General features: G+C 67.3%; 13 protein-coding genes. 3 read left to right on the forward strand and 10 right to left on the reverse strand.

Annotated features, from left to right (window positions below; all coding sequences use genetic code 11):
- Positions 1-4: 4 nt before the first annotated feature.
- Positions 5-874, reverse strand: a complete 870-nt coding sequence (locus tag POS15_RS08030; RefSeq protein WP_284129406.1) for a LytTR family DNA-binding domain-containing protein — start codon at positions 872-874, stop codon at positions 5-7.
- A 175-nt stretch (positions 875-1,049) separates the two neighbouring features.
- Between POS15_RS08030 and POS15_RS08035 the strand changes: the two genes are divergently transcribed.
- Positions 1,050-2,276, forward strand: a complete 1,227-nt coding sequence (locus POS15_RS08035) for an acyltransferase (RefSeq protein ID WP_284129407.1) — start codon at positions 1,050-1,052, stop codon at positions 2,274-2,276.
- A 4-nt stretch (positions 2,277-2,280) separates the two neighbouring features.
- On the opposite strand, the gene POS15_RS08040 is transcribed toward POS15_RS08035, so the two are convergent.
- Positions 2,281-5,160 (reverse strand): VIT domain-containing protein, encoded by a 2,880-nt coding sequence (locus POS15_RS08040; RefSeq protein ID WP_284129408.1) that lies wholly within the window; start codon positions 5,158-5,160, stop codon positions 2,281-2,283.
- 148 nt (positions 5,161-5,308) lie between these two features.
- On the opposite strand from POS15_RS08040, the gene POS15_RS08045 reads away from it, so the two are divergent.
- Positions 5,309-6,355, forward strand: coding sequence for a DUF1176 domain-containing protein (locus POS15_RS08045; protein ID WP_284129410.1), 1,047 nt, complete (start codon positions 5,309-5,311; stop codon positions 6,353-6,355).
- A 44-nt stretch (positions 6,356-6,399) separates the two neighbouring features.
- The gene (locus tag POS15_RS08050) at positions 6,400-6,954 is read left to right on the forward strand and encodes a DUF1176 domain-containing protein (protein ID WP_160298455.1); all 555 of its coding nucleotides are present in this window, start codon (positions 6,400-6,402) and stop codon (positions 6,952-6,954) included.
- Positions 6,955-7,010: 56 nt separating this feature from the next.
- Here POS15_RS08050 and POS15_RS08055 read toward each other — a convergent pair whose 3' ends face one another.
- The 8 genes from POS15_RS08055 to dapB all read right to left on the reverse strand — a co-directional run bounded on the left by POS15_RS08055 (position 7,011) and on the right by dapB (position 16,792).
- Positions 7,011-7,451 (reverse strand): SMI1/KNR4 family protein, encoded by a 441-nt coding sequence (locus POS15_RS08055; protein ID WP_284129412.1) that lies wholly within the window; start codon positions 7,449-7,451, stop codon positions 7,011-7,013.
- 158 nt (positions 7,452-7,609) lie between these two features.
- Positions 7,610-9,274 (reverse strand): single-stranded-DNA-specific exonuclease RecJ, encoded by a 1,665-nt coding sequence (gene recJ / locus POS15_RS08060; protein WP_284129628.1) that lies wholly within the window; start codon positions 9,272-9,274, stop codon positions 7,610-7,612.
- 155 nt (positions 9,275-9,429) lie between these two features.
- Positions 9,430-10,350: a phosphoglycerate mutase gene (locus POS15_RS08065; RefSeq protein ID WP_046273446.1), complete on the reverse strand. Its 921-nt coding sequence runs from the start codon at positions 10,348-10,350 to the stop codon at positions 9,430-9,432.
- Between the two features lie 5 nt (positions 10,351-10,355).
- Positions 10,356-10,820 (reverse strand): transcription elongation factor GreA, encoded by a 465-nt coding sequence (gene greA / locus POS15_RS08070; protein ID WP_026069738.1) that lies wholly within the window; start codon positions 10,818-10,820, stop codon positions 10,356-10,358.
- Positions 10,821-10,828: 8 nt separating this feature from the next.
- Positions 10,829-14,071, reverse strand: a complete 3,243-nt coding sequence (gene carB / locus POS15_RS08075; RefSeq protein ID WP_019182957.1) for a carbamoyl-phosphate synthase large subunit — start codon at positions 14,069-14,071, stop codon at positions 10,829-10,831.
- 54 nt (positions 14,072-14,125) lie between these two features.
- Positions 14,126-14,683: a hypothetical protein gene (locus tag POS15_RS08080; protein ID WP_139146366.1), complete on the reverse strand. Its 558-nt coding sequence runs from the start codon at positions 14,681-14,683 to the stop codon at positions 14,126-14,128.
- A complete protein-coding gene (gene carA / locus POS15_RS08085) occupies positions 14,680-15,810 on the reverse strand; it encodes a glutamine-hydrolyzing carbamoyl-phosphate synthase small subunit (RefSeq protein ID WP_284129413.1) in 1,131 nt (376 codons plus the stop codon). Before carA ends, POS15_RS08080 begins: the two co-directional genes overlap by 4 nt.
- A gap of 241 nt (positions 15,811-16,051) precedes the next feature.
- Positions 16,052-16,792, reverse strand: coding sequence for a 4-hydroxy-tetrahydrodipicolinate reductase (dapB, locus tag POS15_RS08090; protein ID WP_026069739.1), 741 nt, complete (start codon positions 16,790-16,792; stop codon positions 16,052-16,054).

A 16,792-nucleotide genomic window follows, 5' to 3' on the forward strand; every position in this document is an offset into this window, starting at 1 on the left:
GCCGTCAGCCGGTGGCCTGCACCGCCAGCGCCTGCCGGAACGAGGGCAGCTGCCGGCGACTGCACGGTACGCGCCCACCATCGTCCATGTGCAGCAAGGCCTCGCCCCCGTCCAGCGGCTCGATCGAGACCAGGTGCCGCACGTTCACCAGCCAGCTGCGGTGGGCCCGCACGAACACGGCCGGATCCAACCGTTCTTCCAGTGCCGCCATGGTGCTGCGCAGCGGGTAGTCGTGCCCGCGCACCCGCAGATTGACGTAGTTCCCGGCCGCCTGGGCGTACTCGATATCACCGGTGGCGACCAGGAAGTCGCGGCCCAGCTTGCGCACCAGGAACCGCTCCGGACGTTCCACGGCGTCCACCGGCGGAGCATCGTCCGGCGCGGCCAGCAGATGCGCCTCGCCTTGCCGGCGCCGTCCGAACCAGCTGAAGAAGTGCTCGATCGCCACGAAGGTGAAGAACGCACGCACATCCTTGAGGTACTCGTACACCAGGCGTACCGGCCAGCTGGCATCGTCCTGGTAGTGGTAGCCGAGCGCGGCATAGGCGAGATGGCGCAGCCCCATCATCCCGGTGACATGCACCAGCGACCACGCCACGCTGGCCAGCAGGTACAGCGGCAGGCGGCGCTTCCAGGTATCGGCATGCAGCGGCCAACGCTGGCAGCCCCACCACAGGACCGGCAGGGTCAGCAGGATCATCGTGACGCTGCTCAACTCCCAGATCATCGGCTGCCACAGGCCCAGCTCTTCGCCACGGCGCCCCGCATCCATCACTTCCACCAGCGCATTGGCCACCGCGGTGGTCAGCAGGATCACCGACCACACCAGCATCCGCGCACCCGGCCGCCACCGCGCGGCACGTCCGTTCGCCATTGAATCGTCCATTCGCAAAGGGTCGTCAGCCTGACTCATCACGCCATGGTAGTGCGCCCCGCCCGTCCCTTGGCGACCGCCATTGGTCACTTGGCACCCACGGCAGAGCCCTTTGCCATGGCCGAACCCCCTCACAGTGCGCACCGTGGAGGCTCCTGCCCTCCCTGCCCCATCCATGCCACGCCGCCACGACATCGACGCCCTGCGCGTACTCGCCTTCGCCCTGCTCATCCTGTATCACACCGCCATGGCCTACGTGGACGGCTGGGGGTTCCATCTCAAGAGCGACCACACCGCCGAGTGGCTGCAATGGCCGATGCTGCTGGTCAACCGCTGGCGGATGCAGCTGTTGTTTCTGCTCTCGGGCATCGCCATCGCCCTGATGCGGCCCGAAACGCGCATCGCGCGCTTCGCCTTGCTGCGCACGTGGCGGCTGCTGCTGCCGCTGCTATTCGGCATGGCCGTGGTGGTGCCGATCCAGCCGTACTGCGAGGCAGTGACCAACGGCCGCATCGAGCCCGGCTTCGGCGCGTTCCTGCTGCGCTACTGGCAGATGCCGGCCTGGCCGCAGGACAGCTTTGCCGGCTGGCAGCTGCGCATCACCTGGAACCACCTGTGGTACCTGGCCTACCTGTGGGTCTACACGCTGGTACTGGCCTTGCTGATGCCCGTCCTGGATACCGCTGCCGTGCATCGCGCCGTGGAGCGCTTCGCCCGTGCGCCGGCGCCGCTGCTGATCGGGCTGCCCAGCCTGCTCTCCTTCGGCTGGGTGGCCTGGCTCGATCCCCGCTTCCCGTCCACCAACCTGCTGTTTGGCGATTGGTACCAGCACGCCAAGTACGGAACGGTGTTCCTGGCCGGCTACCTGCTTGCCCGCGCCACCCCGTTCTGGGCGCGCGTGGTCGAGCTGCGCCAGACCACCCTGTGGGTGGCAGCCGTTGCGGCGAGCTGGTACTTCGGCATCCGCCTCCTGGGGCGGGTGTTGCCTGACGATTCGGTGCTGCGGCAGTGGCCGGACAGTGTCTGGACGCTGCAGGTGATGGCCAGCCAGTCGCTGTACCTGTGGGCCGTGCTGCTGGCCCTGCTCGGCTGGGCCAAGGTGTATCTGGATCGCCCGTTCCGCTGGCTGCCGTACTGCACCGAGGCGGTGTATCCCTGGTACATCCTGCACCAGAGCCTGATCATCGCGCTGCTGTTCTGGCTCAAACCGCTGCACCTGGGGCCGTGGTGGGAGCCGCTGCTGGTGCTGGCCGGGACGGTGGCCGGCTGCCTGGTGCTGTACGAAGGGCTGATCCGGCGCGTTGGCTGGCTGCGCCCACTGTTCGGACTGCGCCGGGAGCGGCTCTCGCCGATGCGTCCCGCCGCCGGTGGCGCAGCGGCGGGATCGCCAGGGGCCGGCTAAGCGGCTACTTCACCTCGAACTCCCCGACCAGCACCGTCTCCGCGCGGTCCTTCAACCGCAGCGTGACCTGCTGGTCGCGCTGGTCGCGGCTGCCCCATCGGGTGCTCAGGCGCAGCATCAAGGTGGTGGCACCGGTGACCAGCTGCTCGCGGCTGCCGAAGTAGTTCGCTTCGATCCTGTAGATGCCCGGCTTGGCATCGCGCAACGAGAACTGCTCCGGGCCATAGCCGCCGGTGAAGTCCTGCGACATCTGCCCGCCCTGGTAGGTCAGCCGGTTGCCGTAGTAGGCGCGCTCGCCATTTGGATCGGTGACCCACAGGTCCATGTCGCTGTTGTCACTGTCCCAGCTCAGCACCACGCGCAGGTCCAGCGGCATCGCACGGCGCAGGCGTGGATCGATGGCCGAGGCATCCACACGCTCGCGCGCGATCAGTCGGGTCAATTCATCCAGCGCGATCAGCGAGATGCCGTCGAAGCGGCCATCCCACGGGCGTACCACCACTTCATACAGCGATGCCACCGCCGCCTGGTACTGCCCGGCCGCTTCCAGCGCCAGGCCGAGGTCACGGAAACTCTGCGGCTCCTCCTCGCCCATCGCCAGCACCTGGCGGAACACCGGCACGGCCAGCGCCGGCGCCTTGGCCTGCATCAGGCGATAGCCGAGCACGCGCAGCACGTGGCGGTTTTCCAGTTCCATCTCGGCGAGATTGGAGAGCACGCGCAGGGCCAGCTCCCGCTGTCCGCTGGCCAGCAGCAGATCGGCTACGTCCAGATAGAACGCGCTGCTGCCGGCGTGCTGTTCGCGCTCCTGCAGATACAGTGGATACAGCTGCGCGGGCGTTGCATCGCGCAGGCGGCGTGCATAGGCCGAATCCGGTGCCCACGGCGCCAGCGTCAGTGTGATCTGGCCATTGTTGGCCCTGGGGGCCGATTTGGGGCGACGCTCGGGGGTGGCCTCCGCCTCATCGGCCGCCGCCGAGGCGGTCAGCTCGACACGGTCCAGCGCCATCGGCGCTGCAGGTGCCGGCGGTGGCGCGGCCATCGCCATGGCCACCGGCGCGGCGACGGATCGGGATTCCTGCTTGGGCTGCGGTGGCGCATCCTTGGGCCAGCGGGTATTCCACCACTGCTCGCGCTCGGCGAACTGGCGGGCGATGCCATCCAGGCGGCGCTTCCGCTCGGTTGCCACGTCGGCCACCGTCAACGCATGGCGCTGGTCGTAGGCCGCGCGCAGCGGAGCCGGCGGGCGGATGCCATAGCGCAGATAGTCCTCCAGCGTCTCCAGGACCAGCAGCGATGTATCGGCCGTCACGATCCCGAACTGCCGGGCCAGCGCCTTGGCCTCCGGCGCCCCGGCGGGGTCCGCCGCCAGTGCTGCCAACCGGTCATTCGCCCACGCGTGAGCGACCAGGCCGCCGTCCACCGCACGCGCGTTCGCGACGTTGAGCGTGACCGGCTGCGGATCGCTGTCGCCACCACGCAGGGACAGCAGCACCGTCGCATCGGGACGCAGCAGGCGGCCGGTGACGCGAATCCAGCCCTGCGCAGCCCGCGAGGCATCCACGTTCACGTCCTCCACGCCACGTGCCAGCACATCGGTCACTTCGGCGGGCTGCCGCAGCAGCAGCGGCATTACCGTCTCCACCTCCGCCTCGCTGCCCAGCTGCAGCAGCTGACCATGATGGGCGCTGGTCCACGCACGAAGGCGCGGCGCGTCGGTCTTCGCACCGGCGCTGCTCAATGCATACAGGCGCTGATCGGGCGACAGGGTGGGCAACGCCTGGCGGCCATAGTTGGCCAGGCCATCGCTGACCAGCAGGTACTCGCCGATGGTGCGGTTCGGCGTCCAGTCGCCCAGCGCACTGGCGCCATCGTGGGGCAGCGCCAACAGATACTCGCGCAGCGCCGACCAGTCGCCCCGGGTGATCGGGAACTCACGCGGCGCTTCGCTGCGGTCACGCAGCACCGTCAGCTGGACCTGACCCGAGCCGAACACTTGGAAATAGCGGTCCAGCACGGCCAGCTCAGCCGCACGGTTGCGCGTACCGGCCGAACCGGAGGCATCCCAGAGCAGACCGATGCGCGCAGGCAGGACACGCGCGGCGGTCGGGGTGCGGACCGGCACGCTGGCCAGCAGATAGCGCTGCCCGTCATGCAGCCCGGTGACCAGGTCAGTGCTGCGCGCAAGCGGAAGGCTCCACTGCAGTTGGGCAGGCAGATCGGCGCCCCGCCCCTGCCACTGCGCCGCGTAGGCACCGGCCTTCAACGTAAACCCGAGAGGATTGACGCCCACGCCGACCGGCTTGCCGGTCCCGCTGGTCTCCAACCGCAGCGTCAGTTGCTCGGCCTGGCGTGCGAAGGACACCGGCAGTGACCAGTGCAGACCCTGCGGCACGAGCGGCAGGCTGTCACGCAGCACCAGCCGCACACGCCGCTCGCCACGCGCCGGGATGGGATACAGGCGCAGCCGGAACTGGTTGCCGGCGGTCTGTTCCAGCAGACCCGGATCGACCTGGCGGCGTTCGATCGCCTCGAAGACCTGGCGTCCCTGCGACTTGGGTACCGGCACCGCATCGCGAAGCTCGCCATTGATATCCAGTGCGAAACCGGCCACCTGCTGGCCGTAGGCCAACGGAAATTCCAGCTGCCCCTCCAGCACGCGCGCATTGGGATTGTGGAAGGTCAATTCGATCGTGGTTTCGCCGAGCCCTGCCACGACGCGACTGTCGATGTGGGCCTCGGTCAACCGCACCGGCACCTCGGCACCGGCGACCTCCAGGATGGGTGGGCGCGGCGAGGGAAAACGCCGTGGCTGTGCGTGGGCGCTGGGCAGCTGCCAGCACAGCAGCGCGAGCAGACCGATACTGCGCAGTGCGAGTCCCATGTGAGGCTCCTGATCCGATGTCCCTCCATTGAACGCACCGCGATCCGCAATGGGGTTGAGCGGTGGCAATCGCCTGTTCCGGTCATGGACGCCTCATCCGCGCTGGGCCAAGATCGCTCTCCACGGATTGATGGACCAAGGATGCCGCATGCGCCTGTTGTTGACCGCCCCGCTGTTGATGGGGCTCGCCCTGCCCGGTTATGCCGCCGCCATCGAGGGCGTGACGTTCACCCACCACGACTGGACGCTGGCCTGCGACAACACCCGCACCTGCCGCGCCGCCGGTTATCAGGCCGATGACAATGGCGGCGACCCGGTCTCGATCCTGCTCACCCGCGCGGGCGGGCCGGATCAACCGGTCCACGCGGAACTGATGCTCGGCCAGTACGACGACAACACGGCCACCAAGCGGCTCAGCCTGAGTATCAATGGCACCTCGCTGGGCCCGATGCAGTTCGATGCCGCCGAGGGCACCGCCACCTTTTCCGCGAAGCAACTCGCTGCCCTGCTCGCTTCGCTGGCACGCAACAGCCGCATCGAGCTGATGGGCGACGATGGCGCGCGCTGGACGGTTTCCGATCAGGGCGCCTCGGCCGTGCTGTTGAAGATGGATGCGTTCCAGGGCCGCCTCGGCACACCCGGCGCGCTGATGCGCAAGGGCAAGCAGGCCGAGTCCTCGGTGCCGCCTGCACTGCCGGTGCCGGTGGTGCAACTGGGCAAGCCGGTGCCAACCCGCCCGGCGGACAAGGCGCTCGCCGCGTCGCCCGCGCTGCGCGCCGCGCTGGCGGCGGTGACGTCGGCCGACGACTGCGAAGCGTTGGGCGCCGGCGGCAGCCTGTCACCGGACGGCGAACCCGAAGCGCTGACCGTACAGCGGCTCAGTGCCGACAAGCTGCTGGTGTCGCTGAGTTGCTGGCGCGGGGCCTACAACACCGGCGACGGCTACTGGGTGATCAACGACCGCGCGCCGTACCAGCCGCGGCTGGTCACCACGGCAGCCGTGGGGGATGAGGTGCGCACCATCCAGGAGGCGCAGAAGGGCCGTGGCCTCGGCGACTGCTGGTCCACCACCACGTGGGGCTGGACGGGCTCGCAGTTCGTGAAGACGGCCGATTCCAGCACCGGGTTGTGCCGCCTGGTTGCCGCCGGTGGCGCCTGGGAGATGCCGACGCTGGTGACGCAGGTGATGGAGTAAGCCCTCGAACGCGGTTTGGGAAAGAGTGCGGTGATCGGTTGCCTGTGTGCATCACCGCCAAGCTCCACAGTGGCGGGCGCAGCGAGGAGAGGGTTCCCGCCGGACTCTCCATGCCCATCGTCAAAGTAGTGACACCACCGCCGACCCGCGCGGCGGATAGAGCATTGGAACGATCCCCTTCCCGTCGCTCGGCTCTGCGTGCCACCGAGCAGGTGGAGCTGCAGGAACGATGCCCCGACCTGTTCCTCGACGAACGCGACCACCCTCTGACCGTACGCAGATTAAGCGGCAGCAAACTGCCGGTTTCCGCCCAATGCTGGATAAGGGGGCAAAACGCAGGGTTCGGCTATTGGATGGTCAACCACCGCGCGCCCTATCAGGCTGCTCTGGTCACCATATCAGCCGACGAAAGTATTGGGGCAAGCCACATTTTTGCATCACAGAGGAATGTTGCTGGCGACTGTTTATCGGCCAAGAGCTGGGCGTGGGATGGCAAGGATTTTGTCCCCACATCGGCGTTGACTATCGGCCTGTGCCGCCTTGTCACCCTTGGCGGACCATGGCAGATGCCGACACTGGTGACCCGTGTGCTGAAGTAAGTGCCTCGTCTGCCCGCTGCCCTGTCATCGGGCAGTGGTCAGCCCGTGCCAGGGAATCACCTTGGCGGACGCGGCATCCTGAAAGGGAAGGTCTGGCTTAGCAGCTGCTCCAACGAGTCATACAACAACTCGGTTTCTCCAGTCTCGTGGAGATACAGATGAAGGACCCCTTCGGCCGTCATCAAAACCGGGTTGCCGGTCCCGTCATCCGATATGACGTAGGCGTCGCGCCACTGTTCTCCGGCACTTTCCAGATAGTTGTCTCGAAACCGCTCGGTCAGCTCAGTGACTGTTTCATTGCCGATAAGAGAGCCATTGTTGAAAGCGTGGATCTCGATACCGCCAAATGCACCCCCAAACGCCTTGATGAACTGGATGTAGTCAGCATTGAACTTGACACCAAGTGTCTGTTCCGCGGTCTCGATCTCAGAATCGGTGGCAGGCAAGCCATAAAGATCCCCGTCCCCCGTCATGATATCCAGGGCGATCATGTCCATTAACTGGTGATCCACTTTGAACGCACTCGATTCCGCTTTCGTTGGTTCAGATCCTAATTGGTCCAGCACAGCAAGTACTGCCCCGCTGCGCCAGAAGTTAACGCAATCGGCACGGACGTTCGGCGCTCCCCCCTGAAGTCAGAGAACGGGCATGCGCCTCACTCATCCGCGCAGTGCTCCACAATCAACTGGATCGCCCCACCGCCCCGGTAATCATCGCTGACCAGCCGGTAGGCGATATGCACCTGGTTGGCCGGTGCATTGCCGGTCCAGCCGCTGAAGTGGATGGCGCTGATCGGCTCGGCACGGCCGGGCACGCGCAGGCTCAGCTTGAGGTGTTTCTCTTTGAGCACCTGCCAGCGGGCTACCTGGAAGTGACCATCGAACAACGGCTCCGGGAAACCCTGCCCCCACGGCCCGGCCAGGCGCAGTGCCTCGGCATGGGCGAAGTCCAGTTCCTGCGGCAGCAGCTCGCCATCGGTCAGCAGCAGCTGCTGCAGCGAGAGCGGGTCCAGCGTGCGCTCCACCACGTCCACGAAGGCCTGCTCGAAGGCGGCCAGCTGCGCGTGCGGCAGGCTCAGCCCGGCGGCCATCGCATGCCCACCGAACTTGTCGATCAGGCCCGGGTGCGCGGCGTTGACCAAGGCCAGCGCGTCACGGATATGGAAGCCAGGGATCGAGCGCGCCGAGCCACGCAGCGAATCGCCACCTGGCTCTGAAGGCGCAAACGCAATCACCGGCCGATGCAGGCGATCTTTCATCTTAGACGCCACCAGCCCCACCACCCCCGGATGCCACTCGGCATCGAACAGGCAGGCCGCAACCGGGCGCACGCCCTCGGCACTGAGCACCGCACGGGACACGGCCAGTTCGGCGTCGTCGGTCATCAGCTGCTGAACCGCACGGCGCTCCGTATTGATCGATTCCAGCGTTGTGGCGATCTCACGCGCGTGGGCGCGGTCTTCGGTGAGCAGCAGTTCGATGCCCAGCGCCATGTCTTCCAGCCGGCCGGCCGCATTCAAACGTGGGCCCAGCGCGAAACCGATGTCGCTGCCGGTCAGCCGCGAGGCATCGCGCCCGCTGGCTTCGATCAGCGCCTGCAGCCCGACGCAGCCCTTGCCGCTGCGCAGCCGGCGCAGGCCAGCCGAGACCAGGGCGCGGTTGTTGTCATCCAGCGCGACCAGATCGGCGACGGTACCGACCGCGACCAGGTCGAGCAGGGTCAGCAGGTCCGGCTCCGGGGCCGTGGCGTAGGCGCCCTGCCCGCGCAGGTGGCGGCGCAGTGCCATCAATACATAGAAGATCACCCCGACGCCGGCCAGTGCCTTGCTCGGGAAGGCATCGCCGCTGATGTTGGGGTCCACGATCGCATCGGCCGGCGGCAGGTGCTCGCCAGGCAGGTGGTGATCGGTCACCAGTACTTTCCAGCCCAGCGCCTTGGCCGCGTTGACGCCGGCGTGGCAGGCGATGCCATGGTCGACCGTGACCAGCAGCCCGGGGTTGAGTGGGGCCAGTTCGGCCACCAGTGACGGCGACAGCCCATAGCCGTGCAGCATGCGGTTGGGCACGGCGTGCACCACATCGCGCGCGCCGAGCATGCGCAGGCCGCGCACGCCAACCGCACAGGCCGTGGCGCCGTCGCAGTCGAAATCACCGACGATCAGGATGCGTTCGTTGTTGGCGATCGCATCGGCCAGCAGTGTTACCGCGGCCTGCATGCTGCCGAGCAGGTCAGGCGCATGCAACTGGGCCAGTTTCGGCTGGGCCTGTGCGGCATCCGTGACGCCGCGGGCGGCATACAGGCGCTGCAGCAACGGCAACATGGACGAGGGCCACTCGCTGACGGCGGCGGCAGGACGGCGCTGGATACGGGGTGCTTCAGACTGGGTCAAAACAGGCTCGATCAATGACGTGCGCGCCCATGATACCGCCCTGCTACCGGTAGAGCCGACCGCTGGCCGGCTGCCGTTCGGCGCACTCAGAGCTCGTGCAGCTGCACCGGCTTCTTCCAGAACCGCCAGCGCTGGGCCTTGTCGATCTCCACGCGGGTGCCGTCCTCGAAATCCAGCACCAGCCGCTTCAACTCCCCGCGTGCGATCGCCGCCAGCAACGGGCGGATCGCATCGTTGCCCAGCTGTTCCAGCGAACGCAGCTGGCGCAGGTCCACCAGGGCATCCACGGTCTGCTCCCCGTCGGCCTGCAGGCCCGCGGCCTTGGCCAGTGCCTGCAGCAGCGCATCGCGGCTGCGGACCTGGGCATGCGCGGTGGTCACACGTTCGGGCAGCTCACCGCCGCCCCAGAACCACAACGAATTGATCGCGCGCTTGCCCTCGCTCACGCGCTGCTGGTTCCACGCATGCTGGTGCAGCACCACCTGCGCTTCGGTCAGCAGGGCGCGCCAGCGGCGGCCGGCATCGCCTTCGGGCAGATGGGCGAACAGATCATCGCCGAGCACTTCATCCGGCTCGGCAAAGGCTGGCAGGGTCGTGCCCGGCGGAAGACGCAGGTACCAGCGCGACGGCACCGGGGCATCGAGCACGAAACCGAACCCGGCAAACAACGGCTGCAACGCCGGCAGCAGGTGCATGGCATCGGCCAGTTCGGGGCGCAGGGTATCCCCGTGCCCCATCAGGCGGGCGCCGTGCATGTCCGGCACCACGTTGGCCGGATCGGCCCGCAGCCAGACCGCGCCATCGGCATCGCCAACATCGAGCTGGCGAGTCAGGGCTGCGGCCGACCACGCGTCCGGCTGCGTCTGGAAATGCCGACGCAGCTGGGCGCGCTCGCCCGCATCGGCACTGCGGCGTTCGGCACGCCCCAGCGCCTTGGCGACGTCATCGGGCAGCGGCGCCGCCGGAAACCGGCTGCGCGCCGGCAGCAACAACGTCGCCGTGGCCATCGCCGTCAGTCCAGGTACTGGACGCTGACGATTTCGTACTCGCGCTGGCCGGCCGGCGCGTCGATGGTGACCGCATCGCCTTCCAGCTTGCCGATCAAGGCACGGGCCAGCGGCGAGGAGATCGCGATCAGGCCCAGCTTGATGTCCGCTTCCAGGTCGCCAACGATCTGGTAGCGCTTTTCTTCATCACTCTCTACGTCCGACAACTCGACCGTGGCGCCGAACACCACCTTGCTGCCGGCGTTGAGCTTGGTGATGTCGATGATCTCGGCATGCGAAAGCTCGCCTTCCAGCTGCTTGATGCGGCCTTCGATGAAGCCCTGCTCTTCGCGCGCGGCGTGGTACTCGGCGTTCTCCTTGAGATCGCCGTGCTCACGGGCCTCGGCGATCGCCGCGATGACCTTCGGGCGCTTGACCGACTTCAGGTGGTCAAGCTCTTCGCGCAGACGCTGCGCGCCCTTCAGGGTGATCGGTGCTCTCATGCGTTCAACTCCTTGTGCAGTTCCTGCAGCGACCAGACCGGGCCGGTCCCGCGGAATTCCAGTGATTGCACCAGCGCCTTGGCGCCGGCAATGGTGGTCGAATAGGTGACGCGGTGCTGCAGCGCCTCGCGACGGATCGAGAACGAGTCGTTGATCGCCGCGCGACCTTCGGTCGTGTTGACGATGTAGACGATCTCGCCGTTCTTGATCGAATCGACGATGTGCGGACGGCCTTCGACCACCTTGTTGACGATCTCGCAGTCCATGCCGTGCTGCTGCAGCCACGCGGCGGTGCCACGGGTGGCGACCAGGGTGTAGCCACGCTCGAGCAGGGCCTGGGCCACCGGCAGGACGCGCTTCTTGTCCGGATCACGGACCGAGACGAAGGCCTTGCCCAGCGGCGGGGCCTTGATGCCACCGGCTTCCTGCGCACGCGCGAAGGCGGCGCTGAAGCTGCGGCCCACGCCCATCACCTCACCGGTGGAGCGCATCTCCGGCCCGAGGATCGGGTCGACGCCCTGGAACTTGGCGAACGGGAAGATCGCTTCCTTGACCGAGTAGTAGCCCGGCACGATTTCCTTGGTGGCGCCCTGCTCGGCCAGCGTCTTGCCGGCCATGCAGCGCGCGGCGATCTTGGCCAGCGGCATGCCGGTGGCCTTGGAGACGAACGGCACGGTGCGCGAGGCACGCGGGTTCACTTCCAGCAGGTACACGATGTCTTCGCCGTTCTCGCCGGCCTGGATCGCGAACTGGGTGTTCATCAGGCCGACCACGTTCAGGGCCTTGGCCAGCTCCACCACCTGGCGACGCAGCTCGGCCTGGGTTTCAGCGGACAGCGAGTACGGCGGCAGCGAGCAGGACGAATCGCCCGAATGCACGCCGGCTTCTTCGATGTGCTCCATCACGCCGCCGATCAGCACGTTGCCGTCCTTGTCGGCAATGATGTCCACGTCCACTTCCACGGCGTTGTCCAGGAAGCGGTCCAGCAGCACCGGCGAATCGTTGGAGACCTTCACCGCGTCGCGGACGTAGCGGGCCAGGTCGGATTCACCGTAGACGATTTCCATCGCGCGGCCGCCCAGCACGTAGCTCGGGCGCACCACCAGCGGGTAGCCGATCTCGCGCGCCAGCAGCAGGGCTTCCTGGTCGTTGCGGGCGATGCGGTTCGGCGGCTGCTTCAGGCCGAGCTTCTCCACCAGCTGCTGGAAACGCTCGCGGTCTTCGGCCAGATCGATGGAGTCCGGCGAGGTGCCGATCACCGGCACGCCGTTGGCTTCCAGCGCGCGCGCCAGCTTCAGCGGGGTCTGGCCGCCGTACTGCACGATCACGCCCTTGGGCTGTTCCAGCTCGACGATCTCCAGCACGTCTTCCAGCGTCAGCGGCTCGAAGTACAGGCGGTCGGAGGTGTCGTAATCGGTGGAGACGGTTTCCGGGTTGCAGTTGACCATGATGGTTTCAAAGCCATCATCGCGCAGCGCCAGCGCGGCGTGCACGCAGCAGTAATCGAACTCGATGCCCTGGCCGATGCGGTTCGGACCGCCGCCCAGGATCATGATCTTGTCGCGGTTGCTCGGGGCCGCTTCGCACTCGTCCTCGTAGGTCGAATACAGGTAGGCGGTGCTGGTGGCGAACTCGGCGGCGCAGGAATCCACGCGCTTGTACACCGGGCGCACCTTGTGGGCACGACGCAGCGCGCGCACGGCCGCTTCGTTGGTGCCGGTCAGTTCGGCCAGGCGGGCGTCGGAGAAACCGGCGCGCTTGAGCTTGCGCAGGCGTGCGGCGTCCAGTGCATCGATGCCGTCGGCGGCCACCTCGGCCTCGGCCTGGATGATCTCTTCGATCTGGTCCAGGAACCACGGGTCGATGTGCGACAGCGCGAAGACCTCTTCCACGCTGAAGCCGGCGCGGAACGCATCACCCACGAAGAACAGGCGCTCCGGGCCCGGGGCCTTGAGCTCGCGCTTGAGGGTGGTGATGTCGTCCTCGTTGGCCAGGTCCAGGCCGGTCGGGTCCAGCCCGATCTTGCCGGTTTCCAGGCCACGCAGGGCCTTCTGCAGCGACTCCTGGAAGGTGCGGCCCATCGCCATCACCTCGCCCACCGACTTCATCTGGGTGGTCAGGCGTGCGTCGGCGGCCGGGAACTTCTCGAAGGCGAAGCGCGGGATCTTGGTGACGACGTAGTCGATCGACGGCTCGAACGAGGCCGGGGTCAGGCCACCGGTGATCTCGTTCTTCAATTCGTCCAGGGTGTAACCCACGGCCAGCTTGGCCGCGACCTTGGCGATCGGGAAGCCGGTGGCCTTGGAGGCCAGCGCCGAGGAGCGCGACACGCGCGGGTTCATTTCGATCACCACCACGCGGCCGGTGGTCGGGCTGATGCCGAACTGCACGTTCGAGCCGCCGGTGTCCACGCCGATCTTGCGCAGCACGGCGATGGAGGCATCGCGCAGGCGCTGGTATTCCTTGTCGGTCAGGGTCTGGGCCGGGGCCACGGTGATCGAGTCACCGGTGTGCACGCCCATCGGGTCCAGGTTCTCGATCGAGCAGACGATGATGCAGTTGTCGGCGGTGTCGCGCACGACCTCCATCTCGAATTCCTTCCAGCCCAGCACCGACTCTTCCACCAGCACTTCGGTGGTCGGCGACAGCTCCAGGCCGCGGGTCACGATATCGACCAGCTCTTCGCGGTTGTAGGCGATGCCGCCACCGCTGCCGCCCAGGGTGAAGCTGGGGCGGATGATGGTCGGGTAGCCGACGCGGGTCTGGATCTCGATCGCTTCTTCCAGCGTGTGCGCCACTGCGGCGGACGGGCACTCCAGGCCGATCTCACCCATCGCCACGCGGAACAGCTCGCGGTCTTCGGCCATGCGGATGGCGTCGCGCTTGGCTCCGATCAGCTCGACGTTGTACTTCTCCAGCACGCCGTTGTCGGCCAGGTCCAGCGCGCAGTTCAGCGCGGTCTGGCCACCCATGGTCGGCAGCAGCGCGTCGGGCTTTTCCTTGGCGATGATCTTCTCGACCGTCTGCCAGTTGATCGGCTCGATGTAGACGGCGTCGGCCATCTCCGGGTCGGTCATGATCGTGGCCGGATTGCTGTTGACCAGCACCACGCGGTAACCCTCGTCGCGCAGTGCCTTGCAGGCCTGCGCGCCAGAGTAGTCGAACTCACAGGCCTGGCCGATGACGATCGGGCCAGCACCGATGATGAGGATGGTTTTAAGGTCAGTGCGCTTGGGCATTGTCTTCTCTAAGTCTGGACAGCGAGGCAGATGGGGGTGATCGCACGCTGTCGATCAGGAAATATCGTCGGGGTTCAGCGCGATCCGGCACTGGTCCTGCAGTCCTTTGGCCAGCTGCACGCCGATGTCGTCGGGCAGCTCCGATTCGATGTCGAGCGTGGCGATGAAGCGGGTGTAGGCCGGGCTGGCCAGGAACGCAGCCACTTCGGCGCGCTCGGCTTCACTCAGATCCACGTTGGACTTTTCGGCGATCGTCGATGGATTCGCAGCGGCGAAGGCCGAGGAGAGGCTCTTGCCCCCGGGGGTGCCCAGGAAGCGCGACCACTCCGCGATCACCTCGTCGCCGTCGTTGCCGAGGCCGGAGATCACCGAACGACGGAACTGTGCGTCGAGGAGGCTCTTGATCGGCGCATGCGCGCACTGGCGATCGGTCTCGGGCAGCGCATTGAGCGCGGGCACGTTGTCGACCATCAGCTTGGCCATGTCCGTGCCCAGCGTGCCCAGGCCCAGGGACTGGACCACCGCCCGCACCTCCGCATCCGTGGCCGGTGCGGCCTGGGCCACACCGGTGAAGCACAACAGCGACAGCAGCAGCACGGGGCTGCGCATCACGCCTTGGCCTCGGCCATCAGGGTCACGAAGCGGTCGAACAGCGGACCGACGTCATGCGGGCCCGGCGAGGCTTCCGGATGGCCCTGGAACGAGAACGCCGGCACGTCGGTGCGGGCGATGCCCTGGTTGGTGCCGTCGAACAGCGAGCGGTGGGTCACGCGCAGGGTGGCCGGCAGCGAGGCTTCATCCACCGCGAAGCCATGGTTCTGCGAGGTGATCATCACGCGGCCACCGTCCAGGTCCTGGACCGGGTGGTTGGCGCCGTGATGGCCGTGGCCCATCTTGACCGTCTTCGCACCGGAGGCCAGCGCCAGCAGCTGGTGACCCAGGCAGATGCCGAAGGTCGGCACCTTCTTCTCGAGGAAGGTCTTGATGGCGGCGATCGCGTAATCGCACGGTTCCGGGTCGCCCGGGCCATTGGAAAGGAACACGCCGTCCGGGTTCATCGCCAGCACTTCGGCGGCCGGGGTCTGCGCCGGCACCACGGTCAGCTCGCAGCCGCGTTCGGCCAGCATGCGCAGGATGTTGAGCTTGGCGCCGAAGTCATAGGCCACCACCTTGAAGCGAGGTGCGGCGTTGACGAAGGCGTTGCTGTCCAGATCCAGCTGGCCCTCGGTCCAGGTGTAGCGCTTGTCGGTGCTGACCACTTTGGCCAGATCCATGCCCTTCAGGCCGGGGAACGTGCGGGCCGCTTCCAGCGCCGTTTCCACGCTCAGGCCTTCGCCGGCCATCAGCGCACCGTTCTGGGCGCCGCGCTCGCGCAGGATGCGCGTCAGCTTGCGGGTATCGATCCCGGAAATGGCGACCACGCCGCGCTGGACCAGCCAATCCTGCAGCGACACCTGGCTGCGCCAGTTGCTCGGGCGGCGCGGCACATCGCGCACGATCAGGCCGGCCGACCACACCTTGGCCGCTTCGTCGTCCTGGTCGGTCATGCCGGTATTGCCGATATGCGGGTAGGTCAGCGTGACCATCTGCCGGGCGTAGGAAGGATCGGTCAACACTTCCTGATAGCCGGTCATGGCGGTGTTGAACACCACCTCACCAACGGACAGGCCGGGCGCGCCTACGGATTCGCCCTCGAATACGGTGCCGTCTTCGAGGACGAGGATTGCGGCTTGGGTCACGGAAATCTCACTTTGGCTACCGAGGGGTCGCCGAAGTCACGCCTGCGCTTCACGAAAAAGCGGCTGCAAAAAAGCGCGGACTGCGGTTCTGGACCGGTCCGGCTGTCGTGATTCGGCGAGCGGGAATTGTAAAGGGAAGCCGGGTTCGACGCCAGTATCCGCGTGCAATTGCCCTATTCAGCCCGACAGAGGGCATGGCGCCGGTTCAGGCGCCTGCCCCAGCTGGCCGCGCGGGCCCCATTCAGACGGCGGGCGGCGGGGTGGCGCCATCCAGCAGGTCGCGGACCCGATAGCTGCCCGGGGCGCGGCCCGGCAGCTGGGCCGCGGCAAACAGCGCGCCACGGGCGAAGATGTCGCGGTTGGTGGCGCGGTGGGTCAGCTCGATGCGCTCGCCCAGCCCGGTGAACTGCACCAGGTGCTCGCCCACGATGTCCCCGGCACGCAGGCTGGCGTAGTGCGGGTGCGCCCCGCCCTTCTCCGCCGCGGCGCCCAGGGTCAGGGCGGTACCGGAAGGCGCATCCTTCTTCTGGGTGTGGTGGGATTCGACGATATCGCAGTCCCAGCCGGCCAGCGCCGCTGCGGCCCGCTCCACCAGTTCATCCAGCACCGCCACGCCCAGGCTGAAGTTCGAGGCCCAGACCAGTGGAATCCGGCCCGCCGCCTGGATCAGTGCCTGGCGCTGCGTCTCGCTGATGCCGGTGGTGCCGGACACGAAGCCCGCACCGCGCTCCACGCACAGCGCCAGCACCGGATCAAAGCCCTCGGGCAGGCTGAAATCGATGGCGACATCGAACTGGGGCGCGCCGGCCAGCTCGCTGCTGGCGAAATGCGGCACGCCGTCCACCACGCGCTGGGCCGGCGAGCGGCGGGTGACCGCGGCAACGACCTGCAGGGCGGGATTGTCGGCGGCAAGACGGAGCAGCGCCTGGCCCATGCGGCCGGAGGCACCGTGGATGAGCAAACGTAGGGGAGTGGTAGTCAT

This window comes from Stenotrophomonas sp. BIO128-Bstrain, from assembly GCF_030128875.1.
Lineage (GTDB): Bacteria > Pseudomonadota > Gammaproteobacteria > Xanthomonadales > Xanthomonadaceae > Stenotrophomonas > Stenotrophomonas bentonitica_A.

Excerpts from the sequence above, each read along its gene's own strand:
- POS15_RS08065 (WP_046273446.1), bottom strand. The coding sequence starts at position 10,350 with ATGGCCACGGCGACGTTGTTGCTGCCGGCGCGCAGCCGGTTTCCGGCG.
- dapB (WP_026069739.1), bottom strand. The coding sequence starts at position 16,792 with ATGACTACCACTCCCCTACGTTTGCTCATCCACGGTGCCTCCGGCCGC.
- carB (WP_019182957.1), bottom strand. The coding sequence starts at position 14,071 with ATGCCCAAGCGCACTGACCTTAAAACCATCCTCATCATCGGTGCTGGC.
- POS15_RS08055 (WP_284129412.1), bottom strand. The coding sequence starts at position 7,451 with ATGGACATGATCGCCCTGGATATCATGACGGGGGACGGGGATCTTTAT.
- POS15_RS08030 (WP_284129406.1), bottom strand. The coding sequence starts at position 874 with ATGGCGAACGGACGTGCCGCGCGGTGGCGGCCGGGTGCGCGGATGCTG.
- POS15_RS08045 (WP_284129410.1), top strand. The coding sequence starts at position 5,309 with ATGCGCCTGTTGTTGACCGCCCCGCTGTTGATGGGGCTCGCCCTGCCC.
- recJ (WP_284129628.1), bottom strand. The coding sequence starts at position 9,274 with ATGTTGCCGTTGCTGCAGCGCCTGTATGCCGCCCGCGGCGTCACGGAT.
- POS15_RS08040 (WP_284129408.1), bottom strand. The coding sequence starts at position 5,160 with ATGGGACTCGCACTGCGCAGTATCGGTCTGCTCGCGCTGCTGTGCTGG.
- POS15_RS08035 (WP_284129407.1), top strand. The coding sequence starts at position 1,050 with ATGCCACGCCGCCACGACATCGACGCCCTGCGCGTACTCGCCTTCGCC.